Here is a 25444-nt window from a genome sequence, read left to right on the forward strand (position 1 = left end):
TCGCCGACCGCTACCGGGCCGGACTCCACCTCGCCGCACTCATCCTCTGGCTCCGCGAGCCCCGACAAGATCACTTGTCAGACACGGCCTAGCGGCCCGCCTCCTTCGACACCAGCGCCACCGCCTCGTCCACGTCGTCCGTGACGTGGAACAGCAGCAGGTCCTTCTCCGCCGCCTTGCCCTGAGCGATGACCGTGTCCCGCAGCCAGTTCACCAGGCCGCCCCAGTAGTCGGTGCCGAAGAGCACGATCGGGAAGCGGGTGACCTTCTGCGTCTGGACGAGGGTGAGCGCCTCGAACAGCTCGTCGAGGGTGCCCAGGCCGCCGGGCAGGACGACGAAGCCCTGCGCGTACTTGACGAACATCATCTTCCGCACGAAGAAGTAGCGGAAGTTCAGGCCGATGTCGACGTACGGGTTCAGCCCCTGCTCGAACGGCAGCTCGATGCCGAGACCGACCGAGATGCCCTTCGCCTCCAGGGCGCCCTTGTTGGCCGCCTCCATCGCGCCCGGGCCGCCGCCCGTGATGACCGCGAAGCCGGCCTCCACCAGGCCCCGGCCGAGCCGGACGCCCGCCTCGTACTCGGGCGAGTCCGCCGGTGTCCGCGCCGAGCCGAACACGCTGATCGCGGGCGGGAGTTCGGCGAGGGTGCCGAAGCCCTCGATGAACTCCGACTGGATGCGCAGCACGCGCCAGGGGTCGGTGTGCACCCAGTCGGAGGGGGCCCGCTCGTCCAGCAGCCGCTGGTCGGTCGTGCTGGCCTGCACCTGGTCCCGCCGCTGGAGGACCGGGCCCAGGCGCTTCTCCTCCGGCGGCTGCTTCTTCCCCTCGGGGTTGCCGGTCGCCATGTGCGCTCCCTCCGTCGTGCCTGTCTTTCCACCTCAGCGTAGATCTACGCGGGTTACGAACGAGGGACGTGAGCATGTCCGCGATGGAGCACCGTAAACACGACCGGCCCCCGGCGGGGTCAGGCGGTCAGCCAGTTCCGCAGGCGCTCCTCGCCCGCGAGGATCTTCGCGACCTCCACGCGCTCGTCCCGCTTGTGCGCCAAGTGGGGGTTGCCCGGGCCGTAGTTGACCGCCGGGACGCCCAGGGCCGAGAAGCGGGAGACGTCGGTCCAGCCGTACTTGGGCATCGGGGTGCCGCCGACCGCCTCGATGAACGCCTTCGCCGCCGGGTGGGACAGCCCGGGCATGGCGGCAGGGCTGTGGTCGACGACCTCGAACTCCGCCACGCCGCAGTCCGCGAAGACCTCCCGGACGTGCGCCACGGCCTCCTCGGGGGTGCGGTCGGGGGCGTAGCGGAAGTTGACGGTGACGACGCACTCGTCGGGGATGACGTTGCCGGCCACTCCCCCGGTGATGCCGACCGCGTTCAGGCCCTCGCGGTACTCCAGACCGTCGATGACGGGCCACCGGGGCTCGTAGGAGGCGAGGCGGGCCAGGACGGGGGCCGCCGCGTGGATGGCGTTGGAGCCCATCCAGCCGCGCGCCGAGTGGGCCCGCTCGCCGGTGGTCTTCAGCAGCACCCGCAGCGTGCCCTGGCAGCCGCCCTCGACCTGGCCGTCGGACGGCTCCAGCAGGACCGCGAAGTCGCCGGCCAGCCACTCGGGGTGCGCCTCGGCGACGTGCTTGAGGCCGTTGAGCTCCGCGGCGACCTCCTCGTTGTCGTAGAAGACGAAGGTCAGGTCGCGGTTGGGCGCCGGGACCGTGGCCGCGATGCGCAGCTGCACGGCGACGCCCGACTTCATGTCGCAGGTGCCGCAGCCCCACAGGACGCCGTCCTCGTCGAGCCGGGAGGGGACGTTGTCCGCGATCGGGACGGTGTCGATGTGGCCGGCCAGGACGACCCGCTCGGCGCGGCCCAGGTTCGTGCGGGCGACGACGTTGTTGCCGTACCGGTCGACCGTCAGGTGGGGCAGCGCGCGCAGCGCGGTCTCGATCGCGTCCGCCAGCGGCTTCTCCGTGCCGCTCTCGGAGCGGAAGTCGACGAGCCGGGCGGTGAGCTCCGCGGCGTCCAGCGTGAGGTCAAGCGAGGTGTCGGCCATGCCGTCGACCCTAACGCGCCAGGCCCCGCGCGCACTCTCCCCACCCGGCTCCTGCCACTCCGTACTCTCCAGTACCTTGTACGGCGTGCCAGAGCCGTCTCCTTCCAAGCGTCGTGGCCGCCTCTTCCGATGCGGAGCCGCCTTCGTGGCCCTGCTCGCGGTCGCCGGTTACCTCGTCGTGCAGTACGTCACCGGGGGCACCGGCGGGCCGGGCTGCAAGGTCGTCTCCGGCAAGGGCGACGGGGCGTCCTACGAGTTCACCCCCGAGCAGGCCGTCAACGCGGCGACGATCACCGCCGTGGGGACCGCGCGCGGCCTGCCCGAGCGGGCCGTGACCATCGCCCTGGCGACCGCACTGCAGGAGTCCGCCCTGCGCAACATCAGCCACGGCGACCGGGACTCGCTCGGCCTGTTCCAGCAGCGGCCCTCGCAGGGCTGGGGCACGCCGAAGGAGATCATGGACCCGACCTACTCGGCGGGCGAGTTCTACGACCACCTGGTCAAGGTGCCCGGGTACACGCGGCTGCCGCTCACCGTCGCCGCGCAGCGCGTGCAGCGCAGCGGCTTCCCGCAGGCGTACGCCAAGCACGAGCCGGACGCCGCGCTGCTGGCCGCGGCCCTGACCGGGCAGTCGGCGGCCACGCTGACCTGCGAGGGCCGGCCGGCCGCGACCCGGGCGTCGGGCCCGGACGGGGTGCGTGCCGCGTTGGTGCGCGACTTCGGGCGCGACGTGCTGGAGCCGGCGGGCGCGCAGGTGGGCGCCTCGGCGGCGGCCTCGCCCACGCCCTCCCCGAGCGCCCCGGGCGACTCCGGCGGGCGGACGGTGACGCTGCCGGTGGCCCCCGACACGAGTGCCGCGGGCGGGCGGGACGCGGAGCAGCGCGGCTGGCAGCTGGCGCACTGGGCCGTGGCCAACGCCTCCGAGTTGCACATCGCGCGGGTGACGTACGCGGGCCGGGAGTGGGTCGCCGGGAACACCGCGAGCCAGTGGCGGGCCGCCGCGGCGAAGGGCACGGCGGGCGCGGAGCGGACCGGGAAGGCCGTCCGCATCGTCACGATGCGCTAGGTGTATTGGCCCGCGGCGTTGTTCACGCGGCTGATCGGTGGGTGGCCGCCGAGTGCGGTGTGGCAGCGGTGGTGGTTGTAGGTGTGCAGGAAGTCTGCCAGGGCTGCTGTTCGTTCGTTGTTGCTGGTGTAGGGCCGCAGGTAGGCCCATTCGTCGAGCAGGGTGCGGTTGAAGCGTTCGACCTTGCCGTTGGTCTGCGGCCGGTAGGGGCGGGTCAGCTTGCCGGTCGCGTCGAGGTCGGCGAGGGCCTGCTGCCAGGCGAAGCTCTTGCGGTAGGGCCAGGCGTTGTCGGTCAGGACCCGCTCGATGCGGTCGATGCCCGTGGTCTGGAAGAAGGCCGCGGCCCGGCGGAGGAAGTCGGCGCAGGTGGCGGCCTTCTCATCGCTGTGGATCTCGCTGTAGGCGAGGCGGCTGTGGTCGTCGACGGCGGAGTGGATGTAGTCGAAGCCCATCGCGCTGCGAGTGGCCCGGCCCGCTTGACGGCCCAGGACCTTGTGGCCGCCGCCGTCGGGGAGGCGGCCGAGTTTCTTGACGTCCACGTGGACGAGTTCGCCGGGACGGTCGCGTTCGTAGCGGCGGATGATCTGGCCGGTGGGCCGGTCCAGGAAGGCCAGGCGGTTGAGGCCGTGCCGGGTCAGGATGCGGTGCACGGTGGAGGCGGGCAGGCCCAGGATCGGTCCCAGCCGTGCGGGGCCGAGCTTGCGGTCCTGGCGCAGGCGGCACACCCGGGCCTCGGCCGTGGCCGGGGTGCGGTGCGGTGTGGTGCGGGGCCGGCTGGAGCGGTCGTGCAGCCCTTGCTCGCCTTCGGCCCGCCAGCGGCGCACCCACTTGTGGGCTGTGACGCGCGAGATGCCCATCTCGGCCGCGACATGCGCGACCGGACGGCCTGCGCGGACCCGCTCGACGAGCAGCCGCCTGCCGTAAACGGTCAGCCGGGCATTACGGTGGGACACGAAGACCTCCGTGCGGTGCGTTCCTAGACAGCTCCACCACATCGGAGGTCTTCGCCATGATCAAGCCCGGCAACCGTTAACAACGCTCGTGATCAATACACCTAGGTCGCGCAGGGGTACGGGGCCTCACCCCGGAGGATTACCCGCGCGGCGCGCGGCGACGGTGTGGGCAGGCTTTCGCACCCTCACCCCCGAATCCGGGAAATCCCTTGGGAACAAAGGGCGGGAAGGATTCCGCCGGCTTTCCCGCGGGGAACCCTTTGTCCCTTTTCATCCGCAGCCGATAATGCGACACATTGCCAACTCTTTACGTTGCGGTGCCGCAACCTTCGCGGGCTTCGAGCGGTAGTCACTGCGTCCGATCCGGAGCGATCAACAGCCAGTCGATCAACTCCCGGACCCGGTCGGACACTTCACGAACCTCACTGTTCTCTCCGTCGAAGGAGCACCATGTCCCTCCCCCTGACCCGCCGGATCGCCCGTGCCGCGCTGATCGTCGCTGCGGGAGCGGCTGCCGGGGTCGGTGCGGCCGGCTCCGCCGGCGCGGCGCCCGAACTGCCCGCCACCCCGAACCTCGGCGGGCTGACCGCCCTGGACGGGGCGAACGTCGCCAACACCGTCGACGGCGCGGCGCAGAACGTCACCGAGACCGCGGGTGACACCGGCGGCAAGACCGTGAAGAAGGCGGTGCCGGCCGCGGGCAAGACCGGCGGCAAGGTGGTCAAGAAGGCCACGCCGGTGGCGCAGAAGGCGGCCGGTGAGGCGGCGGGCTCCGCCGGCGAGCTGGTCGGTGAGACCGCCGGCTCGGCCAAGGGCGGTCTGCCCACGGACTCCCTCACCAAGGGCGGCGTGCCCTCCGCGGACTCGCTGCCGGTGAAGGGCCTGCCGGTCGGCTGACGCCGCGCGCCGCACACGCCGAAGGGGTCCGGGGATGTTCTCCCCGGACCCCTTCGCCGCGTATGGGGGGGCAGCGGTCACAGGCGCCGTACGGCCGCCGCCACCCGCTCGTCCGTCGCGGTCAGGGCCACGCGGACGAACTGCGCGCCCGCCGGGCCGTAGAAGTCGCCCGGAGCGACGAGGATGCCCCGCTCGGCGAGGTGGGCCACCGTGTCCCAGCAGGACTCGCCGCGCGTCGCCCACAGGTACAGGCTCGCCTCGCTGTGCTCGATGCGGAAGCCGTGGGCCAGCAGGGCCTCGCGGAGCAGGGCGCGGCGGGCGGCGTAGCGCTCGCGCTGGACGCGGACGTGCTCGTCGTCGCCGAGGGCCGCCACGACCGCGGCCTGGGTCGGCGCGGACGTCATCATGCCGCCGTGCTTGCGGATCTCCAGCAGCGGGCCGAGGACCGCCGGGTCACCGGCCAGGAAGGCGGCGCGGTAGCCGGCGAGGTTCGAGCGCTTGGAGAGGCTGTGGACGGAGACGATGCCGTCGTAGGAGCCGCCGTTGACGTCCGGGTGCAGCACGGAGACCGGGTCGGCCTCCCAGCCCAGCTCCAGGTAGCACTCGTCGGAGAAGACCAGGACGCCGTGCGCACGGGCCCAGGCGACGATCCGGGTCAGCTCCTCCTTGCCCAGGACCTTGCCCGTGGGGTTGGACGGCGAGTTCAGCCACAGGAGCTTCAGGCCCTCGGGGTCGAGCTCGGTGGGGTCGTCGTAGGCCTCGTACGCGGCGCGGGCCAGGCGGGCGCCGACCTCGTAGGTCGGGTAGGCCAGGCGCGGGAAGGCCACCCGGTCGCCGGGGCCGAGACCGAGCTGGGTCGGCAGCCAGGCGACGAGTTCCTTGGAGCCGACGATCGGCAGGACGTGGCGGTGGGTGACGTCCCGGGCGCCGAGGCGCCGCTCGACCCAGCCGGTGATCGCGTCGCGCAGCTCGGGCGTGCCCCAGACGGTCGGGTAGCCCGGCGAGTCCGCCGCCGCGACCAGCGCTTTCTGGATCAGCTCGGGGACCGGGTCGACCGGGGTGCCGACGGACAGGTCCACGATGCCGTCCGGGTGGGCGGCGGCCGTGGCCTTGTAGGGCGTCAGCTTGTCCCAGGGGAAGGTGGGAAGGCGGTCGGAGACTGCGGACACGGGTGCTGGCTCACTTTCTGGCCGGTACGAGCCGGGCTACGGCAAACGCCTCGGCCCCCTACGGCGATCAGCGGGCTGATCGGGCCGTACGGGACCGAGGCGGCGCTGGTGCGGGCCGCTCTTACTGGTTCTGCGGCGGCAGCGCGGCGACGAAGGGGTGGTCGCGCTCGATCAGCCCCAGCTTGCTGGCGCCGCCGGGCGAACCGAGCTCGTCGAAGAACTCGACGTTCGCCTTGTAGTAGTCCTTCCACTCCTCGGGAGTGTCGTCCTCGTAGAAGATGGCCTCCACCGGGCAGACCGGCTCGCAGGCCCCGCAGTCGACGCATTCGTCCGGGTGGATGTACAAGGACCGCTGGCCCTCGTAGATGCAGTCGACCGGGCACTCCTCGATGCACGCCTTGTCCTTGACGTCGACACAAGGCTGCGCGATGACGTAGGTCACGCTGTCGTTCCTCCTCGATAGGGCGCTGGCGGGCCTCCTCAGGCTCCGCCGCCTGGCGCGCGGGAGCGCGGCGTCGTCGATGCCCGCCCCTAGTATCTCCGTTCTTGGGCATGATCCGAACAGGAGGGGTGAACTGACCTGTGGAAATCTCTGCCGCCGGGCGACTCGAGGTCCGTATCACCGCTGCTGACGTGGGCAAACGGGTCTCCGTCCGGAGCCTGACCGAACATGACACTCCGGGTGAGAAGTTCACCGATACAGTCGGTGTTCTCACATCATGGGACAACGGTGTGCTGCTGATCACACGCAGGAGCGGCGAGGGCATCCGCATCGCGGAATCCGCCCTGGTCGCGGGCAAGGTGGTGCCCGCCGCCCCGGCGCGTCGCCGCGGGCCGGCCGCCTCCTACGAGGAGCTGGCCCGGGTCGCCGCGCGGGCCTGGCGGCCCGTGGAGAGCGAGCGGCTCGGCGACTGGGAGCTGCGGGCCGCTGCCGGGTTCACCCGGCGGGCCAACTCGGTGCTGCCGCTGGGCGAGCCGGGCCTGCCGCTCGACGAGGCGCTGGAGGCCGTACGGCGCTGGTACGGCGAGCGCAAACTGCCCGCCTACGTCCAGACCGCGACCGGCGCCGAGGGCACGCAGGAGCTGCTCGGCGCCGCGCTGGAGCAGCGGGGCTGGGTGCGGGAGGTGACCGCCGAGCTGTGGGTGGGGCCGCTGGCGCCGGTCGCGGACCTGGGCGATCCGGCGGGCGTCGCGCTGTCCCGGGAGGCCGACGAGGCGTGGCTGGCGCGGTACCGGCGCAAGGGGGTGAGCGAGGTGGCGCTGCGGGTGCTGGGCAGCGGACCGTCGGTGTGGTTCGCGACCGTGCCGGGGCCCGCGGAGCCGGCCGCCATCGGGCGGTGCGTGGTCGACGGGCGGTGGGCCGGGTTCGCCGCCGTCGAGGTCGATCCGGCGCTGCGGCGCCGGGGGCTCGGCACGGCCGTCATGGCCGCGCTGGCCCGCCGGGCGCTCGACGAGGGCGCCTCGGCCGCCTGGCTCCAGGTCGAGACCGGCAACGCGGGGGCGCGGGCGCTGTACGCCGGGATGGGGTTCGCCCCGCACCACGCCTACCACCACTACCGGGCACCGGAGGCCGGCGGCACCACGGCCGGCGGCCGGTCGTCGTGAGAGGGAACGAGCCGGCCATGCCTCCCCCGTATCCCCCGTCCCCGGAGCGCTCCGCCGAGCTGCGGCGGCGGTTCGCCGAAGAGGTCCGCTCCGAGCGGCCCGATCTGTCGACGCTGTGCCTGCTGGTGGGGGCGGAGGCGGACCGGGAGCTGGACGAGGCGGGCCTGGACGCCGCGCAGGTCGAGCTGGACCGGCTGGCCGGGCTGCTGCCGTTCCGCCCCGGCGGGCCGCGGGCGTGGGCGGTGGCGCTGCGGGAGCTGCTCGGTGAACGGCTGGGGTTCCACGGCACTCCGGCGGACTACCAGCGCCTGGAGTCCTCCCTGCTGCACGAGGTGCTCCGGCGGCGCAGGGGGCTGCCGATCCTGCTGTCCGTGGTGTGGCTGGAGGTGGCGCGGCGGGCCGGGGCGCCGGTGTACGGGGTGGCGCTGCCGGGGCACTTCGTCGTCGGGTTCGGGCCCGAGGAGGGGCAGGTGCTGGCCGATCCGTTCGACGGGGGGCGGGTGCTGAGCGGGGCGGACGCGGAGGTGCTGGTGGCCGGGGCGACGGGGGCGCGGCTGGACGCGTCGATGCTGCGGCCGGCCGATCCGCTGGACGTGGTGCTGCGGATCCTGAACAACGTGCGGGCGTGGGCGGCGGCCCGGCCCGAGCGGTCGGACGTGGCGCTGTGGGCGGTGGAGTTGTCGCTGCTGCTGCCGTCGCATCCGGCGCGGCTGCGCTACGAGCGGGCGCAGTTGCTGGTGCGGCGCGGGGACTTCGTAGGCGGGGCCGCGGAGCTGGACGCCTACGCGGAGGTCGTGGCGGCGGTGGACGAGGGGGCTGCCCAGCGGGTGCGGGGGGAGGCCTTCGCGGCCAGGGCGATGCTGAACTGACCTCTCGCCGTGGGGCTCCGCGCGGGGTGCGGGTGCGGACCGAGCGCGCGGTTGCGCACCGCCGGCTTCCGGATCGCCGTGGACAGGTAGGTGCGAGGGTCGGGTCGGTGACGCGTTCGCCGGTGAGCACCCGGCGGATCGCCTCGGCCAGCTGGGCGGCGGGGGCGTCCTTGACGAGGAAGGCGTCGGCGCCGGACGCCGTGGCGGCGCGATGACGGGAGGGGGTCGCTGCCCTACGGACAGCGTGGCCGCGGGCAGGGGGCGGCGGCAGTGCCGGGCGTCCGGGAGGGCGCGTGACAGGTGTCATGTCCGCGGGACGAGGGGAACGAGGAAGCCCCCCGTCCGTTCGGGCGGGGGGCTTCCTCGTGGGCGGGTGACCGGGGGTCAGTTCGGGGTGGTGTCGATGACGCCGATCCGCTCCTCGGGCGTCTTGCCGCGCAGGGCCTTGCGCAGCGCGGAGACGACGTCCTGCGGCAGGACGTCCCGCTTGCCGCTCGCGCCCTCGATCTGCACGCCGTCGAAGGTCTGGCCGTACGCCTCCTGGAGCGCTTCGAGGTTGTACGTGTCCACGAGTTTGCCGTCGACGGCCTTGAAGCTGAGGATCTTCGGCAGGGACAGCCGGCCGAAGTCGATGCTGTGGGCCGCGTCGGTGCGGACGGTGACCAGGTCGGACATCGCGGGCTGCGCGATCTCCTTCAGCACCCGGTTCACCTCGGCGTCGGAGACGGTCGGCTGCTGTGTGGTGGTCGGCAGGTTCACCGTGCCGGCCGCGCCGGTCTCCACCTGGGCGCGGTACGCCTCCTCCACCGCCTTCGTCGACCTGGCCAGGTCCACGCCCTTGCCCGGCTTGCCGTAGACGGGGACGGCCTTGCCGCCCTTGAACTCGATCGTTCCGTCGGTCGACGCGCCCGAGCCGCCCGCCGCGCTCTCCAGGGCGGCGTGCAGCTTCTCCTCGTCGACGGGCATCTCCGGGGCGACGACCCGGTGGTTGCCGAAGAGCGAGCCGATCACGGAGACCGGGTTGTAGTCGCTCTTGGCCGCCGCGTCGGCCGTGGCGTCCATGTCGAACTGCAGGCCCGCGTTGTCCGGGTCCAGGGTGACGGTCCGGCCGCCCACCGACAGCTTCAGCTCCTTGCCGACCCGGTCGTCGAAGGCCTCGTCGAGCTTCTTGACCGCGCCGTCGCGGGTGGTGCCGCCGATGTCGACGCCGAGCACGGTGGTGCCCTTGGGCACGTCGGTGCGGTTCATCAGCAGGCCGGCCCCGTAGAGGCCGCCGGCGGCGACGACCACGGCCGCGGCGAGCAGGACGAGCTTGTTGCGGCCCTTCTTCCTGGGCGCCTTCGACGCGCTCGCCGGGGGCGGCGACACCGGCTCGGGCAGCTTGGGGGCCGTGTGCGGCACGGGGCCGTCGCCGGGCGCGCCCGGGCCGAACGGCGAGGCAGCGCCGGGCTGTACGACGGGCATGCCGCTGGTGACGGTGTGGCCGGAGACGTTGTCGTGCCGGGGGCCGTAGCCCTGGCCGTCCGGGGGCTCGGGGGCCGGCTGCTGCGGGGTAAGGACGGCGGTGTCGTCACTCATGCCGGCCCTCGGGCCGCCGGGAGCGGTGGTGCCGCCGGGGGTGCCAGGTGCTCCGGGGCCGCCGGGGCCGCCGCCTATGGCGCCCGGGCCGGCCGGGGCGCCGGGGCCGTGAGGGCCACCGGGTCGGCCCGGGGTCTGGAAGGCACCTGCGGCGCCGGGCGCGCCGGGGCGTCCGGGCTCGTCGAACGCCTCGGGGCCGCGGGGACCGGGACCGGGGCCGTCGAACGCCTCGGGGGCACCGGGCCGGCCCGGCTCGCCGAAGCCGTGGGTGGCACCGGGACCGCCCGGGGCGTCGAAGCCGCCGGTACCGCCAGGACCACCCGGGGTGTCGAAGCCGCCGGTACCGCCAGGACCGCCCGGGGCGTCGAAGCCGCCGGGGACGCCGGAGGCACCAGGTCCGCCCTGGGCGCCGGGGCCGCCGGGCGCGTCGAAGCCGCCGGTACCGCCAGGACCACCCGGGGCGTCGAAGCCGCCGGGGACGCCGTGGCCGCTCTGCTGCTGGAACGCACCGGGTGCGCCGGGAACGCCCTGCTCGCCACCGAAGCCGTCCGGTCGGGGACCGCCGGGTTCGGTGAAGGCGCCGGGGCCGCCGGCCGGTGGCACCATCGGTCCGTCTCCGGTCACCGGTCCGCCCGTCGGCCCGGCCGGGCCCTGGGGTCCCGCGCCGCCGGGCGTGCCGGTCTCGTGGAAGCCGTCGGCCGCGTTCGGGCCGCCGCTGCCGTTCTCCGTGAAGTAGGGCAGGTCGTCGCGGCGCGGTTCGCCGCCGCCCGGGGTGGAACGCGGGGCGTTGCCCAGGGGGCCCGCCGCCAGCGCCTCGGTGACGTCGAAGGAGCCCGTGCCGCCGCCGTGTCCGGGCGCGACGGGCCCGCCGGTCGCACCGCCCGGGAGCCCCGCGCCGTTCGTGCCGCCGGGCCGGGAGCCGCCCGGCGCGCCCATGGAGCCGACCACGCCGCCGGGCCGCCCGGCACCGGGCCGCGCCCCACCGGAGACGCCCGAACCCGGGCCGCCCGCACCGGAACCGCCGGACGCCGGGGCGGAACCGCCCGGCAGGCCCGCGCCGTTGGTGGAGCCGCCGCCCTGACCGCCCGGACCCGTGCCGGACTTGCGGGGCGCGAACCAGTCACTGGTCGGCTTGTCCTCGGCGGGAGACTCGCCCGTGCCCGTGCCCGCGGCCGCACCCCGGGGCGCCGCGGCGGCCTGCGCGGGCGGCGTCTCACCGTGCGGGTCGGTGCCGGCGGGGCTCTCCGCCTCGGTGACGGGCTTGCGCACGACGACCGGCGGAATGGGCCGCGATCCGGGGATGTTGATCCGGATCCGGGTCGTCAGCGTGGTCTCGGTCTTGCGTTCCTCCGGCCGCGTGGCCGAACGGCCCGCGTCCGTGCCGTCACTGGAGACCGTCGGGGTGCCGTAGGGCGGCGTGCCCGACGGGTAGGCGGCTCCGCCGCGCCCGTTGGGCCCGGAGGACGGAGTGTCAGTTTCACGACTCAAGGCAGGTTCTCCCGGTTGGCTCCGCCGCCCGTCACGACCTCACGCGGGCGGCTCGGCGGCGCGCACCACCATACTGGCCACTTCTCACCCGTATCTCAGGACCGCCGGGGAAAGTCACACCGGACCCCCACGGGCGCGTTCCGGCGAAGTGGTACGTCACTTGCCAAGTCGGACGTGGCCGTCGTCCGGTTGCCGTCCCGGGCCGAGGGTGGCGCAGATCACAGCCACGAGGATGCCGCCGAGGAGGAAGAGATAGGAGCCGCTCCCCGCGGCGAAGAGGAAGTCGCCCTCGGGGCGGCTGGCGGTGAGCAGGACGACGGAGAGCATCCAGCCGGCGGCGGCCGCGACGCCCCCGGAGCGGCTGCGGGTGAGGCGCGCGGCGCCCAGGACGAGTCCGGCCTCGCCGGCCAGCGCGAGGATCAGGCCGCCCGGGAACCATCCGGGCTGCACGAGCGCCCCGGCCGTGCCGATGACGGCCCCGAGCACGAAGAATCCCAGGAGGGCGGCGGCCCGTCCGGCGGACGGGGGCCGCATCGGCTGGGCGAGCAGCGGGCCCCGGTCGCTCATGCCCCCTCCTCGATCCCGGCGAACAGGTCCGTCTCCCGCTCCCCGGCGCCCCGCTCGCCGCGCACCAGCTCGTAGTACTCGGTCGACAGGATCGGCTGGGCGAGTTCGTTGGAGAGCATGAAGTAGGGCTCGGCCACGGTGATCTGGGTGGCGTGGGCGCGCATCGCGGCGGCCTTGGCGGCGGCGTGGGCGGTGCCGTCGATCACGGTGGTGATCCGGTCCTCGGGCACCACGCCCGGGACGTCGTCGACGGCGGCCGCCTTGGTGAAGGGGGTGCCGGGCAGGTCCTCCCGGAGCCGGTCGAAGGCCTCCTCCAGGGCGGGCCGGGGGACCCGGTTCCAGTAGACCTTGGGGATGGGCCGGCCGGCCTCGGCGGCCAGTTCGGCGGCGCGCATGGCGACGCGGTGGGCCTGGATGTGGTCGGGGTGGCCGTAGCCGCCGTTGTCGTCGTAGGTGACGAGGACCTGGGGGCGGACCTCGTGGATCACCTCCAGGAGGTGGGCGGCGGCCTCGTCGACGTCGGCCTGCCAGAAGCAGGCGGGGTCGTCGTTGTCGGGCAGGCCCATCATCCCGGAGTCGCTGTAGCGCCCGGCGCCGCCGAGGAGGCGGACGTCGTGGACGCCGAGCAGGGACATGGCGGCGGCCAGCTCGCTGCGGCGGTGCTGGCCCAGGGCGGCGCCCGACAGGTGGGCCAGCTCGGACGGGATGACCTCGCCGCGCTCGCCGAGGGTGCAGGTGACCAGGGTGACGTGGGCACCCTCGGCCGCGTACCGGGCCATGGTCGCGCCGTTGTTGATCGACTCGTCGTCCGGGTGCGCGTGCACCAGCAGCAGACGACGGCCGGGCTGTTCCGTCATGGACCCCACCCTACGAGGTCCGGTGCCGGTCAGAACTTGATGCTGCCGATCATGCCCGCGATGTTCGTCGTCAGCTCGTTGATCGTGGGAGCGATGGTCGAGGAGGCGAGGTAGAAGCCGAGCAGCATGCAGACGATCGCATGCCCCGCCTTCAGTCCCGACTTCTTGATCAGCAGGAAGACGATGATCGCCAGCAGCACCACCGCCGAAATCGAGAGTGCCACGGCGGCTCACCTCCAAAGATCCACAGGGGCGCGGGGGGTCGGACTATGGGGGCATCAAATCCGTACAGCAGCCAGCAGGTTCATACCCACTGTGCGTCATTGATCATAACTATCCGTCCGTGCGCATCGATCGGCGCACGGCCGCACAAGGGGGCGCATGGCCAATATGGTCAGGGCATGACGACCGAGCCTGACTCCTTCCCCCGCCGGCACGCCCGTACCCAGCGCTTCACGCTCGGCGCGCCGCGTTCTTTCACCGTGGCGCCCGACGGTTCGCGTGTCGTGTTCCTGCGCTCCGGTTCCGGCACGGACCGGGCGAGTTCGCTGTGGGTCCTCGACACGGAGGGGGGCGGGGAGCGCGTGGCCGCGGACCCGCGCGCTCTGCTGGGCGGCTCCTCGGAGGACCTGTCCGCCGAGGAGCGGGCGCGGCGCGAACGCAGCCGCGAGGGCGGCGCCGGCATCGTCGGGTACGCCACGGACACGGCGGTCGAGCTGGCGTCTTTCGCCTTGTCAGGGCGGCTGTTCACGGCTGAACTGCGGGCCGGGACGGCGCGCGAGCTGGCTGTCCCGGGGCCGGTGATCGACCCGCGTCCGTCGCCCGACGGCCGGCACCTGGCCTACGTCGCCCGGGGCGCCCTGCGGGTGGTGGGCGCCGAGGGCGACGGTGACCGGGCGCTCGCCGAACCGGATGCGGAGAACGTCTCGTTCGGTCTGGCCGAGTTCGTCGCGGCCGAGGAGATGGGGCGTTCGCGGGGGTTCTGGTGGGCTCCGGAGTCGGACCGCCTGCTCGTGGCGCGCGTGGACGACACGCCGGTGCGGCGGTGGTGGATCGCCGACCCGGCGCATCCGGAGCGGGAGCCGCAGCGGGTGCCGTATCCGGCGGCGGGCACCGAGAACGCGGACGTCCGGCTGTTCGTGATCGGCCTGGACGGGGTGCGCACGGAGGTCGCCTGGGACCGGGCGCGCTATCCGTATCTGGCGCATGTGCACTGGTCAGCGGCGGGTGCGCCGCTGCTGCTCGTCCAGGCGCGCGACCAGCGCAGCCAGCTGGTCCTGGCCGTGGACCCGGAGTCGGGAGCGACCCGGATGGTGCACGCCGACGAAGATCGAACATGGCTTGATCTTTTCCCCGGGGTGCCGTGCTGGAGCCCGTCCGGGCAGCTGGTGCGGATCGCGGACGAGGGCGGCGCGCGGGTGCTGGCGGTCGGGGACCGGCCGCTGACGGGGGCGCAGTTGCACGTCAGGGCCGTGCTGGACGTCTCGGACGACGACGTGCTGGTCTCGGCGTCGGCCGGAGAGGAGGCGGCTCAGGCGGAGACGGGCCAGGTGCACGTGTACCGGGTGAACGAGCTCGGCATGGAGCGGGTGTCGCAGGAGCCGGGCGTGCACACGGCGGTGCGCGCCGGGGGCGTGACCGTACTGGTGTCGGCGGTGCTCGATCGGGCCGGCGCCCGGGCCCAGGTGCTGCGCGACGGAAAACCGACGCTGACTGTCCGTTCGCATGCGGAAGATCCTGGTCTGTCCCCCCGCGTGACGCTCACCGAGGGGGGCGCACGCCGAATCCCGTGCGCCCTGCTTATGCCTCGGGACTACGCCGGTGACACCCCCCTGCCGGTGCTCATGGACCCGTACGGCGGTCCGCACGGGCAGCGGGTGGTCGCGGCCCACAACGCGCACCTCACCTCGCAGTGGTTCGCGGACCAGGGCTTCGCGGTGGTGGTCGCGGACGGGCGCGGCACGCCGGGCCGCTCCCCCGCCTGGGAGAAGGCGATCCACCACGACTTCACCGTCTCGCTGGACGACCAGGTGGAGGCGCTCCAGGACCTCGCCGAGCGGTACCCGCTGGACCTGACCCGGGTGGCGATCCGCGGCTGGTCCTACGGCGGCTGGCTGGCCGGCCTCGCGGTGCTGCGCCGCCCGGACGTCTTCCACGCGGGGATCGCGGGCGCGCCGGTGACGGACTGGCGCCTGTACGACACGCATTACACGGAGCGCTACCTCGGCACCCCGCAGGAACAGCCGGACGCCTACGCGCACAGCTCCCTGGTCACCGGGGACGGCCTGTCCTCCCCCGCCGCGCCCCACCGGCCCCTGATGGTCGTGCACGGCCTCGCCGACGACAACGTGGTGGTCGCCCACGCCCTGCGCCTGTCCTCGGCCCTGCTGGCCGCCGGCCGCCCCCACGAGGTGCTGCCCCTGTCGGGCGTCACGCACATGACCCCGCAGGAACAGGTCGCGGAGAACCTGCTGCTGCTCCAGGTCGACTTCCTCCGGCGCTCCCTCGGCATCACGGCCCCCTGAGCGCACGGCGACGGGCCGGGGCGACATGGCGCGCCCCGGCCCGTCTACGGCACCCGCACGGCCGTACGGCGACCAGCCTGACGCGTCCGTATATCGGGACCGGGTCGGCGAAGTTGCCTGCGTGTTAACGCGGTTGCGGCACGTTTGCGGGGCTATGCCCCCGCGGACGCCACGAGTTCCACCTCGAATCCGTCCGTGTTCGCGAGGTAGGCCGCGTAGTGCCCGGGGCCGCCGGCGTTGGGGTAGCGGTCGGCGAAGAGGGGCGTCCACCCGCGGTCCGGCGCCTCGGCGGACAGCGCGTCGACCCGCGCGGCGGACCCCGCGTGGAACGCGAGGTGATTGAGCCCCGGCCGCCTGCGGTCGTGCCCGGGGGCGCTCATCGCCGGTGAGCGCTCGACGACAAGGTACGTCGGGCCGAGCCGCCAGCTGCGGCCGTGCTCCCAGTCCTGGTACGGCAGCCAGCCCAGGCGGCCGAGGAGCCAGCCCCACTCGCGGACGGCCCGGGGCAGGTCGGGCACCCACAGTTCGACGTGATGCAGCATGCCGGGCTCCGTGGAGACGCGGGTTCCCGGCACCCCTGGGGGATGCCGGGAACCGGGAGTCGAGACTCAGGCCGCGTGGACCACGTCCTTCTCCTCCGCGAAGTGGCACGCCGACTCGTGGGCCGCCGGCGTGTCCGCGCCCTTGAAGCGCTCCGGCACCGCCAGCAGCGGGACCTCCTCGGCGCACTTGTCCTGCGCCTTCCAGCACCGCGTGCGGAAGCGGCAGCCCGAGGGCGGGTTGGCCGGGGACGGGACGTCGCCGGTGAGGATGATCCGCTCGCGGTGCGCGCGGGCGTCGGGGTCGGGGACCGGGACCGCCGACAGCAGCGCCTGGGTGTAGGGGTGCGTCGGGTGGTCGTAGATCTGCTCGTCGGTGCCGATCTCGGCCATCTTGCCGAGGTACATCACACCGACCCGGTCCGAGATGTGCCGGACGATCGACAGGTCGTGCGCGATGAAGATGTAGGAGAGGTTGAACTCGTCCTGCAGGCGCTCCATCAGGTTGATGACCTGGGCCTGGACCGACACGTCCAGGGCCGAGACCGGCTCGTCGCAGATGATGATCTCGGGGTTCAGCGCCAGGCCGCGGGCGATGCCGATGCGCTGGCGCTGGCCGCCGGAGAACTGGTGCGGGTAGCGGTTGATGTACTCGGGGTTGAGGCCGACCACGTCGAGGAGTTCCTGCACCTTGCGGCGCCGGTCGCCCTTGGGGGCCACCTCCGGGTGGATGTCGAACGGCTCCCCGATGATGTCGCCCACCGTCATACGGGGGTTGAGCGAGGTGTACGGGTCCTGGAACACCATCTGGATGTTCCGGCGGACCGCCTTCAGCGCACGCCCGGACAGCTTGGTGATGTCCTGGCCCTTGTAGAAGACCTCGCCCGCGGTCGCCTTCTCCAGCATCATCAGCAGCTTGGCGACCGTGGACTTGCCGCAGCCGGACTCGCCCACGATGCCGAGCGTCTCGCCCTGGTAGAGGTCGAAGGAGACGCCGTCGACCGCCTTGACCGCGCCGACCTGCTTCTTGAACAGGATGCCCTGGGTGAGCGGGAAGTGCTTCACCAGGTTGCGCACCTGCAGGATCGGCTCGCCCCGCTCGACCGGCGCCTCGATGGCGGCGACCGCCTCCGTCTCGGAGGACGCGTCGACGACCTCGACCTCGGAGACGTTCGGCGTGGCGTCCTGCGGCCCGTCGGTCTTGCCGAGCTCAGCCATGGATCGTCTCCTTCCAGAAGTGGCACGCGCTGCCGCGGCCGACCAGCTCGCCGCCGTCCCGCTCGGTGACGGGGTGCAGCGGCGGGATGTCCGTACGGCAGATGTCCTGCGCCATGGGGCACCGCGGGTTGAAGGCGCAGCCGGAGGGGATGCGCGTCAGGTTGGGCGGCAGACCCTTGATCGCGTACAGGTCCTGGCCCTTCTGGTCCAGGCGCGGGATCGAGTCCAGCAGCCCCTTGGTGTAGGGGTGCGCGGGACGCTTGTACAGCTCGTGGACCGGGGCGCGCTCGACGATGCGCCCGGCGTACATCACGGCGATCTTGTCCGCGACGTCGGCGACCACGCCGAGGTCGTGGGTGATCAGGATGAGCCCCATGTTGTACTCGCGCTGCAGCTCCGCGAGCAGGTCCATGACCTGGGCCTGGACCGTCACGTCGAGGGCCGTGGTGGGCTCGTCGGCGATGATCAGGTCCGGCTCCAGGGCGAGCGCCATGGCGATCATGATGCGCTGGCGCATACCGCCCGAGAACTGGTGCGGGTAGTCGTTGACGCGGGCCGCGGCGGCCGGGATCTTCACCCGGTCCATCAGCTCGATCGCCTTGACCTTGGCGTCCTTCTTGGACATGCCCTGGTGCACCCGGAACATCTCGCCGAGCTGGTAGCCCACGGAGAGCACCGGGTTCAGCGAGGACAGGGCGTCCTGGAAGATCATCGCGATCTTGCGGCCGCGGATCTTCCGGCGCTCCTCGTCGGACATCTTCAGCATGTCCTGGCCGCGGAAGAGGATCTCCCCCTTGGGGATGCTCCCCGGCGGCATGTCGAGGATGCCCATGATCGCCTGCGCGGTGACGGACTTGCCGGAGCCGGACTCGCCGAGCACGGCCAGCGTCTCACCGGCGGCGACGGAGTAGTTGACGCCGTTGACGGCCTTGGCGACACCGTCGCGGGTGCGGAACTCCACGTGCAGGTCGCGGACTTCGAGCAGCGGGCGGCCCGTGTCCCCGGAACCGTCGGCCGCGGGACTGCCGGCCACTTCATCGATGATGGTCACGTACGCCTCCCTCAGCGCAGCTTGGGGTCGAGGGCGTTGCGGACCGCATCGCCGAACATCAGGAACGAGAGCACCGTGATCGAGACCATCACCGACGGGATGATCAGGGTGTGGGGGGCGATCCGCAGCTGCTCGCGTCCTCGGGCGACGTCGCCGCCCCACGACACCGCCGTGTCACCGAGACCCACGCCCAGGAAGGACAGGGTGGCTTCGGCCGCGATGTAGCCGCCGAGCGCGATGGTCGCGACGACGATGATGGGCGCGAGGGCGTTGGGCAGGATGTGCCGGAACAGGATCCGGGACGTCGAGGCACCGAGCGCCTTGGCGGCCACCACGTAGTCCGCCTGCTTGATGGTGATGACGGCACCGCGGGCGACCCGGGCGATCTGCGTCCAGCCCAGGAAGGCCAGGGCCATGATGACGACCCAGACGGTGCGGTCGTCGAAGGAGTTGAGCACCACCAGGGCGCCCAGCAGGAACGGGATGCCGAGGAAGATGTCGGTCACCCGCGACAGCAGGGTGTCGGTCCAGCCGCCGAAGTAGCCGGCGATCATGCCGATGATCGTGCCCAGGACGGTGACGGCGAGGGTGACGCCCACGCCGACGGTGATCGAGGCACGGGCACCGTAGACGACCCGGGCGTAGATCGAGCGGCCCTGGACGTCGTAGCCGAGCCAGTCCGGGGCGAAGAAGTGGCCCCAGTTCGGCTTGCCCAGGTAGTGCTTGGCCAGGTCGGCGTCGCGCGGCGAGGCGCTGGTGAACAGCCCCGGCCAGAGCGACATCACGAGCAGGAACAGGATCAGCACGGCCGAGATCACGAACAGCGGGTTGCGCCGCAGGTCGTGCCAGGCGTCCGACCACAGGCTGCGCGCCTTGTCCGGAGCGGGGCCGGCGTCGGCCACGACGACGCCCGCGGTGCTCACGGTGTCGCCGGGAAGGGCTTCGACCTTCTTTTCGACGGTCTTGTCAGGCATACCGGATCCTCGGGTCCAGGACCGCGTAGAGCAGGTCGACGATCAAGCTGGCGGCGAGGTAGATGAGCACCATCAGCGAGGCGATGCCCACGACCGTGGCGCCCTCGCGGCGGCTGAGCGCCTCGTAGATCTCGACACCGATACCCCGCACGTTGAAGATGCCCTCGGTCACGATGGCGCCGGTCATCAGGTTTCCGACCTCGATACCGAGGAAGGTGACCACGGGGATCAGCGAGTTGCGCATCAGGTGGACACCGATCACGCGGCGGCGCGGCAGGCCCTTGGCCACGGCGGTGCGCATGTAGTCGGACCGCAGGTTCTCCGCGATCGACGTACGGGTCAGCCGGGCGACGTAGGCGAGCGACAGCGACGCCAGCACGGTGGCGGGCAGCGCGAGCTGCGCGAAGTCCGTCGAGTCGGTCACGGTCGGCGTGGTGATCGACCACTTGAACGCGAACAGGTACTGCAGCAGGAAGCCCAGCACGAAGGACGGCATGGACACGAGGACCAGGGTCAGCGTCAGCAGTCCGCGGTCGCGCAGCGTGTCGGGGCGCAGGCCGGCGACGACACCGAGGCCGATGCCCACGAGCGTGACGAAGGTGAAGGCGAAGATCGTCAGCCTGATGGTCACCGGGAACGCGTCGGTGATGATGTCCGCGATGGGCCGCTGACTGGCGATCTGCGTGCCGAAGTCACCCTGCAGCAGGTTGGTCATGTAGTTGACGTACTGCTGCAGCAGCGGCTGGTCGAGGCCGAGTTCCTTCTTGATGCCCGCGACCACCGTCGGGTCGTACGCCTGATCCCCCATCATCGCCCGGACGGGATCGCCGGGCAGGGCGTACATCATGCAGAAGATGAGCAGGGTTGACCCGATGAAGACCGGGATCATCTGGAGCAGTCGTCGTGCGACATAGCGCCCCATAGGTGCCTCCGTGAGGGGTTAACGCAGGTGCGGGGGCCGTCTCCTGTCGACGAGACGGCCCCCCGTACCTCCCACCGCCGCCGGGGCGGCGGCGGGTCTACGGCCGAGTGGGAAGAGCCTTACCGGCTCCTCTTACTTGGTGGTGACGGCCCACACTTCGAGGTCACCGTGGAAGTCGACGTTGACGTTGTCGACGTTCTTACCGTGGCCGCCGTTGATGCGGTAGTACCAGAGCGGGATGGCCGGCATGTGCTCGACCAGCTTCTTCTCGACCTCCTGGAAGGCCTTCACGGACTCTTCCAGGGACTTGGCCTTGTCCGCCTTGTTCATCAGCGAGTCGATCTCCTTGTTGGAGAAGCGACCGTTGTTGGCCTCGGCGGTGGTGTGGTACAGCTCCTTCATGAAGTTGGCGTTGACCGGGTAGTCGGCGACCCAGCCACCGCGGTACATGCCCTTCACCTGGTCGTTGTCACGGGCCTCGAGGTCCGTGGCGAAGTCCGGCTTCGGGTCGCCGACGCAGTCGACGCCGGTGGCCTTGCGGATGGACTCGCAGACCGCGGTCACCCACTCCTTGTGCCCACCGTCGGTGTTGTACTGGACGGTGAACTTGTTGCCCGGAACGCCACCGCCCTCCTTGATGAGCTGCTTGGCCTTCGTCGGGTTGTACGTGAAGACGTCCGTGTCCAGGTTCTGGTAACCCTTGACGCCGGGCGGCGTGAAGCCCTTGGCCGGCGTGCGGGTGTTGTTCAGAACCGTCTTGGTGATCGTGTCGCGGTCGATCGCCATCGACAGACCCTGCAGGACCTTCGGGTCGATGTCCTTGAAGGTCTTGGAGTAGAACGCCGGGGTCAGCGTCTGGATGGCCGCGTACGGCTGCTCGATGGCGCCGTCGCCCAGGTCCTGCTTGTACTTCGGCAGGTCCGTCGGGCCGACCTGGCGGATCATGTCCAGGTTGCCGGAGACGACGTCCTTGTACGCGGCCTCGAGGGTCGTGTACGCCTTGAACTGGACGCCCTTGTTCTTGGCCTTGTTCGGGCCCTGGTACTCGTCCCAGGCCTTGACCTGGATGAGCTTCTTGTGGTCCCACTTCTCGAACTTGTAGGGACCGTTGCCGACCGGCTTCTGGCCGAAGGCCTTCGGGTCGTCGTAGAAGACCTTGGGCAGCGGGGCCCAGGTGGTGTAGCCGAGCTTGTAGTTGAAGTACGGCATCGTGTACTTCAGCTCGATGGTGAAGGTGTGGTCGTCCACGGCCTTCAGACCGGACATGGTCTCGGCCTTCGGCTCACCCTTCTCCGGGTGGACGTCGTCGTAGCCCTTGATGTCCTGGAACCAGAACGAGTTCTGCTGGTTGTTCTTGATGTTGGCGTACCAGTTCCAAGCGTCGATGTACGACTTGGAGGTGACTTCTTCGCCGTTGTGGAACTTCCAGCCCTTCTTGAGCTTGACCGTCCACGTCTTGGAGTCGTCGGAGGTGACCGACTCGGCGTTCGTGTAGACGATGTCGCCCTTGGCGTCGAAGTCCAGCAGCTGGGTGAAGATCGACTGGATGACGTACGAGCCGTTGCTCTCGTTCGTGTCGGCCGGGATCAGCGGCTTCTGCGGCTCGCCGACGTCGATCGACACGTAACCGGCAGGTCCGGAACCCTTGCTCTTGCTCTCACCATCACCGTCGCCGCCGCAGGCGGTGGCGGACAGGGCGACGACTATCGCGCCCGCGACCCACTTGGCGCTCTTGGCACCGCGCATGGGTTCCTCCTAAGAAGTCATTGGTTCACCGCAAAGGGAGCACAGACAAACCACCGCCACCGCCCGTCGCCGGTGCCGGAAATCGTCAGGTGCCCCCGCGCTCGTGAGTCGGCGCCGCTGCCGGCGAGTGACCCTTCATCCGAGCTCTACGCGCCTAACTATCTGCCAAACACCAGGACCGAACCACACTCTCGAGGTCTCGGTTCGATCACAGCTCACGTATACATCTTCCAAAATCCGGACAAAGGGTTTGGTGAAAGATCCCTGCGAAACGGACTTGTTACACATCTATCGGTGGCGACTGTCCGTATTCCGGACGCGAGGGTGAGAAAAACCGCTTGCGGTTGCCGTGGCGTCCGTGCAGGGTGCCGACGGGGACCGTCGCGGGCTCAAGTGGCAATCGCCACAAGGCTGTTGCCCGGCTTCGGAGCAGGGCAGAGCGAGGCGTTCCGCAGCAGGGTAGTGGGAGCGGGCGGTGCCGGACGGCCGCGCCGGGCAAATAGAGGGTTTTCCCTAACCCTTTCCTTCGCGTTGTTCCCCTTTTGACGAGCGGCGACGAGCGGCCGGAAAGCCGCTGAGACACAGCACCGGGCACCCCGCCCCGCGGGGTGCCCGGTGTCGTCCGTGCCGGGGGTGTCAGCCGTGCTTGGCGCGGCTGGCGGCGCGGGCGCGCTCGCGCGCGTCCAGGTTCACCTTGCGGATGCGCACGGCCTCCGGGGTGACCTCGACGCACTCGTCGTCGCGGCAGAACTCCAGGGACTGCTCCAGCGACAGCTTGCGGGGCGGGACGATCGACTCGGTCACATCGGCCGTCGAGGACCGCATGTTCGTGAGCTTCTTCTCCTTGGTGATGTTGACGTCCATGTCGTCGGCGCGCGAGTTCTCGCCGACGATCATGCCCTCGTACACCTCGGTGCCCGGCTCCACGAAGAGCACGCCGCGCTCCTGCAGGTTGGTCATCGCGAAGGCGGTGACCGCGCCGGAGCGGTCGGCGACCAGGGAGCCGTTGTTGCGGGTCTGGAGCGTGCCGAACCAGGGCTCGAAGCCCTCGTGGATGGAGTGGGCGATGCCCGTGCCGCGCGTCTGCGTCAGGAACTCGGTCCGGAAGCCGATCAGGCCGCGGGAGGGCACGACGAACTCCATGCGGACCCAGCCGGAGCCGTGGTTGGACATGTTGTCCATCCGGCCCTTGCGGACGCCCATGAGCTGCGTGACGGCGCCCATGTGCTCCTCGGGCACGTCGACGGTCATGCGCTCGACGGGCTCGTAGGTCTTGCCGTCGATCTCCCGGGTGACCACCTGCGGCTTGCCGACGGTCAGCTCGTAGCCCTCGCGGCGCATGGTCTCGACGAGGATGGCCAGCGCCAGCTCGCCGCGGCCCTGCACCTCCCAGGCGTCCGGGCGCTCGGTCTCCAGCACGCGCAGCGAGACGTTGCCGATCAGCTCGCGGTCGAGGCGGTCCTTGACCTGGCGGGCGGTGACCTTGCGGTCCTTGACGGCCGCCTTGTTGTCGGCGCCCTTGCCGGTGGCGCCGCGGCCGACCAGCGGGGAGGTGTTGGTGCCGATGACCATGGAGATCGCCGGCTCGTCGACGGTGATCAGCGGCAGCGCGACCGGGTTCTCCGGGTCGGCCAGGGTCTCGCCGATCATGATGTCGGGGATGCCGGCGACCGCGCAGATGTCACCGGGGCCGGCCTTCTCGGCGGGCTTGCGGGTGAGCGCCTCGGTCATCATCAGCTCGGAGATGCGCACGTTCTGGACGGACCCGTCGCGCTTCATCCACGCGACCGTCTGGCCCTTCTTCAGCTCGCCCTGCTGGACGCGCAGCAGCGCGATACGGCCGAGGAAGTTGTCGGCGTCCAGGTTCGTCACGTGCGCCTGGAGCGGGGCGGCCTCGTCGTAGGTCGGGGCCGGGATGTGCTCCAGGATCGTCGAGAAGAACGGCTCCAGGCTGTCGGAGTCGCCCGGGACCGTGCCGTCGGCCGGCTTGGTGAGGGAGGCGATGCCGTCGCGGCCGCAGGCGTAGACGATCGGGAACTCGATCTGGTCCTCGTCGGCGTCCAGGTCCAGGAACAGGTCGTACGTCTCGTTGACGACCTCGTCGATCCGGGAGTCGGGGCGGTCCGTCTTGTTGATGCACAGGATGACGGGCAGCCGCTGCTGGAGCGCCTTGCGCAGCACGAAGCGGGTCTGGGGCAGCGGGCCCTCGGAGGCGTCCACGAGCAGGACGACACCGTCGACCATCGACAGACCGCGCTCGACCTCGCCGCCGAAGTCGGCGTGGCCGGGGGTGTCGATGATGTTGATGGTGATGGGCTCCCCGCCGTCCTTGGGGTGGTACTTCACCGCCGTGTTCTTGGCGAGGATCGTGATGCCCTTCTCACGCTCCAGGTCGTTCGAGTCCATCATGCGGTCGTCGACCGAGTCGAGCTGGTGGGCGGCGAAGGCACCGGCCTGCTTCAGCATGCCGTCGACGATGGTGGTCTTGCCGTGGTCGACGTGGGCGACGATGGCGACGTTGCGGATGTCGTGGCGCGTGGCCATAAAAGGCGTACTCCCGGAGTGGTGAGGAATGCCCTGCGCGTACGTCGGTGGTGCGCGGGCCCTGCCGGGCTCAACATGCCACGGCCTCACCCCATGGTACGGGTCCGCTCCGGTTGAGGTGAGCCGGGATACGTCGGCGCAGGTCAGGGCCCTGTTGCGGGGGCTCCTGCCGGGCCGCAGGCGCGCCGGGCGGCCTCCCGGGCCAGAGCGGTGTCCGGGCGCTCGCCGCAGCCGGTCACGCCGGCGATGTCGACGGTCCAGGTGCGGGCCCGGCCGACGACTGTCCTGCCATCCTGGCAGGTGTGGCGGAAGTCCGCGGAGACCTCCCGCACACCGGCGTACTGGTAGTACGTGCCCGCCTCACGCGGGGTGACGCGGTCCTCGCCGAGCGCCGGGGCCCGCTGCCCGGGGTCGGTGAACGCCCAGGTGTCGCCCGCCTCCGCCAGCGTGGGCGCGTCGGAGTCGATCTCCCCGGTCTCCTTGCGCGCCGTACATGGTTGCGCAGCGCGCCGCCGCCCTCGGCCAGTCGCTCCGGACGCGAGACGCCGGTCAGCCGGTCGCGCGTGGTGACCGGGGACCAGGTGAAGGTGCCCTCGGCGCAGGCCCCCGCCCGGGACGTGCCGCTCCCGCGCGGGGTGGCGCGGGCCCCCGGTTCCCCGGTGCACGCCGTCAGCGCGGCCAGCAGCGTCCCGATGGCCAGGCCGGCCGCGCAGGCCCGCCGTACCGTTCCGTCCATGTCCGCCCCCCCCCGTTACGCGGACGCCCGGCGCCGCACCATGATCACTGCTGACCTCATGATGGGGACGCCGGGCAGGGCAGCGGCAAGGCAT

At 71.6% G+C, this 25444-nt stretch carries 22 protein-coding genes; 5 read left to right on the forward strand and 17 right to left on the reverse strand.

What is annotated here, in order from left to right:
• Nucleotides 1-88: 88 nt before the first annotated feature.
• Nucleotides 89-847 (reverse strand): LOG family protein, encoded by a 759-nt coding sequence (locus ACIGAN_RS29665; RefSeq protein ID WP_365094660.1) that lies wholly within the window; start codon nt 845-847, stop codon nt 89-91.
• 119 nt (nt 848-966) lie between these two features.
• Entirely contained in the window at nt 967-2046 is a 1080-nt protein-coding gene (gene dapE, locus ACIGAN_RS29670) for a succinyl-diaminopimelate desuccinylase (RefSeq protein ID WP_365738900.1), read from the reverse strand.
• A gap of 145 nt (nt 2047-2191) precedes the next feature.
• Here dapE and ACIGAN_RS29675 point away from each other — a divergent pair, with 145 nt between their 5' ends.
• Complete coding sequence (locus ACIGAN_RS29675) at nt 2192-3112, forward strand: heavy metal transporter (RefSeq protein WP_399862189.1); 921 nt, start codon at nt 2192-2194, stop codon at nt 3110-3112.
• On the opposite strand, the gene ACIGAN_RS29680 is transcribed toward ACIGAN_RS29675, so the two are convergent.
• The gene (locus ACIGAN_RS29680; RefSeq protein ID WP_399862191.1) at nt 3109-4065 is read right to left on the reverse strand and encodes an IS481 family transposase; all 957 of its coding nucleotides are present in this window, start codon (nt 4063-4065) and stop codon (nt 3109-3111) included. The genes ACIGAN_RS29675 and ACIGAN_RS29680 overlap by 4 nt on opposite strands.
• Before the next feature lie 450 nt (nt 4066-4515).
• Between ACIGAN_RS29680 and ACIGAN_RS29685 the strand changes: the two genes are divergently transcribed.
• The gene (locus tag ACIGAN_RS29685; RefSeq protein ID WP_365740239.1) at nt 4516-4962 is read left to right on the forward strand and encodes an ATP-binding protein; all 447 of its coding nucleotides are present in this window, start codon (nt 4516-4518) and stop codon (nt 4960-4962) included.
• A 77-nt stretch (nt 4963-5039) separates the two neighbouring features.
• Here the strand turns inward: ACIGAN_RS29685 and ACIGAN_RS29690 are convergent, their stop codons facing one another.
• Together ACIGAN_RS29690 and fdxA are read right to left on the reverse strand one after the other, a co-directional pair.
• Nucleotides 5040-6131 carry a bifunctional succinyldiaminopimelate transaminase/glutamate-prephenate aminotransferase gene (locus tag ACIGAN_RS29690; protein ID WP_365740238.1) on the reverse strand — a complete coding sequence of 364 codons (1092 nt, stop codon included), beginning with the start codon at nt 6129-6131 and terminating at the stop codon, nt 5040-5042.
• A 121-nt stretch (nt 6132-6252) separates the two neighbouring features.
• Nucleotides 6253-6573 carry a ferredoxin gene (gene fdxA / locus ACIGAN_RS29695; protein WP_003973842.1) on the reverse strand — a complete coding sequence of 107 codons (321 nt, stop codon included), beginning with the start codon at nt 6571-6573 and terminating at the stop codon, nt 6253-6255.
• A gap of 140 nt (nt 6574-6713) precedes the next feature.
• Between fdxA and ACIGAN_RS29700 the strand changes: the two genes are divergently transcribed.
• Both ACIGAN_RS29700 and ACIGAN_RS29705 read left to right on the forward strand, forming a co-directional pair.
• Nucleotides 6714-7736 (forward strand): GNAT family N-acetyltransferase, encoded by a 1023-nt coding sequence (locus tag ACIGAN_RS29700; protein WP_399862194.1) that lies wholly within the window; start codon nt 6714-6716, stop codon nt 7734-7736.
• Nucleotides 7737-7753: 17 nt separating this feature from the next.
• Nucleotides 7754-8605 (forward strand): transglutaminase family protein, encoded by an 852-nt coding sequence (locus ACIGAN_RS29705; protein ID WP_399862196.1) that lies wholly within the window; start codon nt 7754-7756, stop codon nt 8603-8605.
• A gap of 384 nt (nt 8606-8989) precedes the next feature.
• Here the strand turns inward: ACIGAN_RS29705 and ACIGAN_RS29710 are convergent, their stop codons facing one another.
• From ACIGAN_RS29710 to ACIGAN_RS29725, 4 genes are all read right to left on the reverse strand, one after another.
• A complete protein-coding gene (locus ACIGAN_RS29710) occupies nt 8990-11671 on the reverse strand; it encodes a hypothetical protein (RefSeq protein ID WP_399862198.1) in 2682 nt (893 codons plus the stop codon).
• Nucleotides 11672-11827: 156 nt separating this feature from the next.
• Nucleotides 11828-12238, reverse strand: a complete 411-nt coding sequence (locus tag ACIGAN_RS29715) for a DUF6113 family protein (RefSeq protein ID WP_365094641.1) — start codon at nt 12236-12238, stop codon at nt 11828-11830.
• Nucleotides 12235-13095, reverse strand: a complete 861-nt coding sequence (mshB, locus tag ACIGAN_RS29720; RefSeq protein WP_399862200.1) for an N-acetyl-1-D-myo-inositol-2-amino-2-deoxy-alpha-D-glucopyranoside deacetylase — start codon at nt 13093-13095, stop codon at nt 12235-12237. The genes ACIGAN_RS29715 and mshB overlap by 4 nt, the downstream gene beginning before the upstream one ends.
• Nucleotides 13096-13124: 29 nt before the next feature.
• Nucleotides 13125-13319 (reverse strand): hypothetical protein, encoded by a 195-nt coding sequence (locus ACIGAN_RS29725; protein WP_365094636.1) that lies wholly within the window; start codon nt 13317-13319, stop codon nt 13125-13127.
• 177 nt (nt 13320-13496) lie between these two features.
• Here ACIGAN_RS29725 and ACIGAN_RS29730 point away from each other — a divergent pair, with 177 nt between their 5' ends.
• Nucleotides 13497-15620, forward strand: a complete 2124-nt coding sequence (locus ACIGAN_RS29730; protein WP_399862202.1) for a S9 family peptidase — start codon at nt 13497-13499, stop codon at nt 15618-15620.
• 152 nt (nt 15621-15772) lie between these two features.
• On the opposite strand, the gene ACIGAN_RS29735 is transcribed toward ACIGAN_RS29730, so the two are convergent.
• The 8 genes from ACIGAN_RS29735 to ACIGAN_RS29770 all read right to left on the reverse strand — a co-directional run bounded on the left by ACIGAN_RS29735 (nt 15773) and on the right by ACIGAN_RS29770 (nt 25279).
• Nucleotides 15773-16162: a VOC family protein gene (locus tag ACIGAN_RS29735; RefSeq protein ID WP_365740231.1), complete on the reverse strand. Its 390-nt coding sequence runs from the start codon at nt 16160-16162 to the stop codon at nt 15773-15775.
• A 66-nt stretch (nt 16163-16228) separates the two neighbouring features.
• A complete protein-coding gene (locus ACIGAN_RS29740) occupies nt 16229-17377 on the reverse strand; it encodes an ABC transporter ATP-binding protein (RefSeq protein ID WP_365094628.1) in 1149 nt (382 codons plus the stop codon).
• Nucleotides 17370-18428 carry an ABC transporter ATP-binding protein gene (locus ACIGAN_RS29745; protein ID WP_399862205.1) on the reverse strand — a complete coding sequence of 353 codons (1059 nt, stop codon included), beginning with the start codon at nt 18426-18428 and terminating at the stop codon, nt 17370-17372. Before ACIGAN_RS29745 ends, ACIGAN_RS29740 begins: the two co-directional genes overlap by 8 nt.
• An 11-nt stretch (nt 18429-18439) precedes the next feature.
• On the reverse strand, nt 18440-19402 hold the full coding sequence (locus tag ACIGAN_RS29750; RefSeq protein WP_365094625.1) for an ABC transporter permease: 963 nt from the start codon (nt 19400-19402) through the stop codon (nt 18440-18442).
• Nucleotides 19395-20324, reverse strand: a complete 930-nt coding sequence (locus tag ACIGAN_RS29755) for an ABC transporter permease (protein WP_365094622.1) — start codon at nt 20322-20324, stop codon at nt 19395-19397. Before ACIGAN_RS29755 ends, ACIGAN_RS29750 begins: the two co-directional genes overlap by 8 nt.
• Before the next feature lie 132 nt (nt 20325-20456).
• The gene (locus ACIGAN_RS29760) at nt 20457-22070 is read right to left on the reverse strand and encodes a peptide ABC transporter substrate-binding protein (protein WP_365094620.1); all 1614 of its coding nucleotides are present in this window, start codon (nt 22068-22070) and stop codon (nt 20457-20459) included.
• 636 nt (nt 22071-22706) lie between these two features.
• The gene (typA, locus tag ACIGAN_RS29765) at nt 22707-24614 is read right to left on the reverse strand and encodes a translational GTPase TypA (RefSeq protein ID WP_365094727.1); all 1908 of its coding nucleotides are present in this window, start codon (nt 24612-24614) and stop codon (nt 22707-22709) included.
• A gap of 143 nt (nt 24615-24757) precedes the next feature.
• Entirely contained in the window at nt 24758-25279 is a 522-nt protein-coding gene (locus ACIGAN_RS29770) for a hypothetical protein (protein WP_399862208.1), read from the reverse strand.
• Between the last annotated feature and the right edge of the window lie 165 nt (nt 25280-25444).

Source organism: Streptomyces sp. NPDC085931 (assembly GCF_044540565.1).
GTDB lineage: Bacteria > Actinomycetota > Actinomycetes > Streptomycetales > Streptomycetaceae > Streptomyces.

Bases quoted from the DNA above. Each gene is read 5' to 3' on its own strand.
- ACIGAN_RS29685 (WP_365740239.1), top strand. From the start codon at position 4,516: ATGTCCCTCCCCCTGACCCGCCGGATCGCCCGTGCCGCGCTGATCGTC.
- ACIGAN_RS29730 (WP_399862202.1), top strand. From the start codon at position 13,497: ATGACGACCGAGCCTGACTCCTTCCCCCGCCGGCACGCCCGTACCCAG.
- ACIGAN_RS29755 (WP_365094622.1), bottom strand. From the start codon at position 20,324: ATGGGGCGCTATGTCGCACGACGACTGCTCCAGATGATCCCGGTCTTC.
- ACIGAN_RS29740 (WP_365094628.1), bottom strand. From the start codon at position 17,377: ATGGCTGAGCTCGGCAAGACCGACGGGCCGCAGGACGCCACGCCGAAC.
- dapE (WP_365738900.1), bottom strand. From the start codon at position 2,046: ATGGCCGACACCTCGCTTGACCTCACGCTGGACGCCGCGGAGCTCACC.
- ACIGAN_RS29715 (WP_365094641.1), bottom strand. From the start codon at position 12,238: ATGAGCGACCGGGGCCCGCTGCTCGCCCAGCCGATGCGGCCCCCGTCC.
- ACIGAN_RS29735 (WP_365740231.1), bottom strand. From the start codon at position 16,162: ATGCTGCATCACGTCGAACTGTGGGTGCCCGACCTGCCCCGGGCCGTC.
- typA (WP_365094727.1), bottom strand. From the start codon at position 24,614: ATGGCCACGCGCCACGACATCCGCAACGTCGCCATCGTCGCCCACGTC.
- ACIGAN_RS29760 (WP_365094620.1), bottom strand. From the start codon at position 22,070: ATGCGCGGTGCCAAGAGCGCCAAGTGGGTCGCGGGCGCGATAGTCGTC.
- ACIGAN_RS29665 (WP_365094660.1), bottom strand. From the start codon at position 847: ATGGCGACCGGCAACCCCGAGGGGAAGAAGCAGCCGCCGGAGGAGAAG.
- mshB (WP_399862200.1), bottom strand. From the start codon at position 13,095: ATGACGGAACAGCCCGGCCGTCGTCTGCTGCTGGTGCACGCGCACCCG.
- ACIGAN_RS29750 (WP_365094625.1), bottom strand. From the start codon at position 19,402: ATGCCTGACAAGACCGTCGAAAAGAAGGTCGAAGCCCTTCCCGGCGAC.
- ACIGAN_RS29705 (WP_399862196.1), top strand. From the start codon at position 7,754: ATGCCTCCCCCGTATCCCCCGTCCCCGGAGCGCTCCGCCGAGCTGCGG.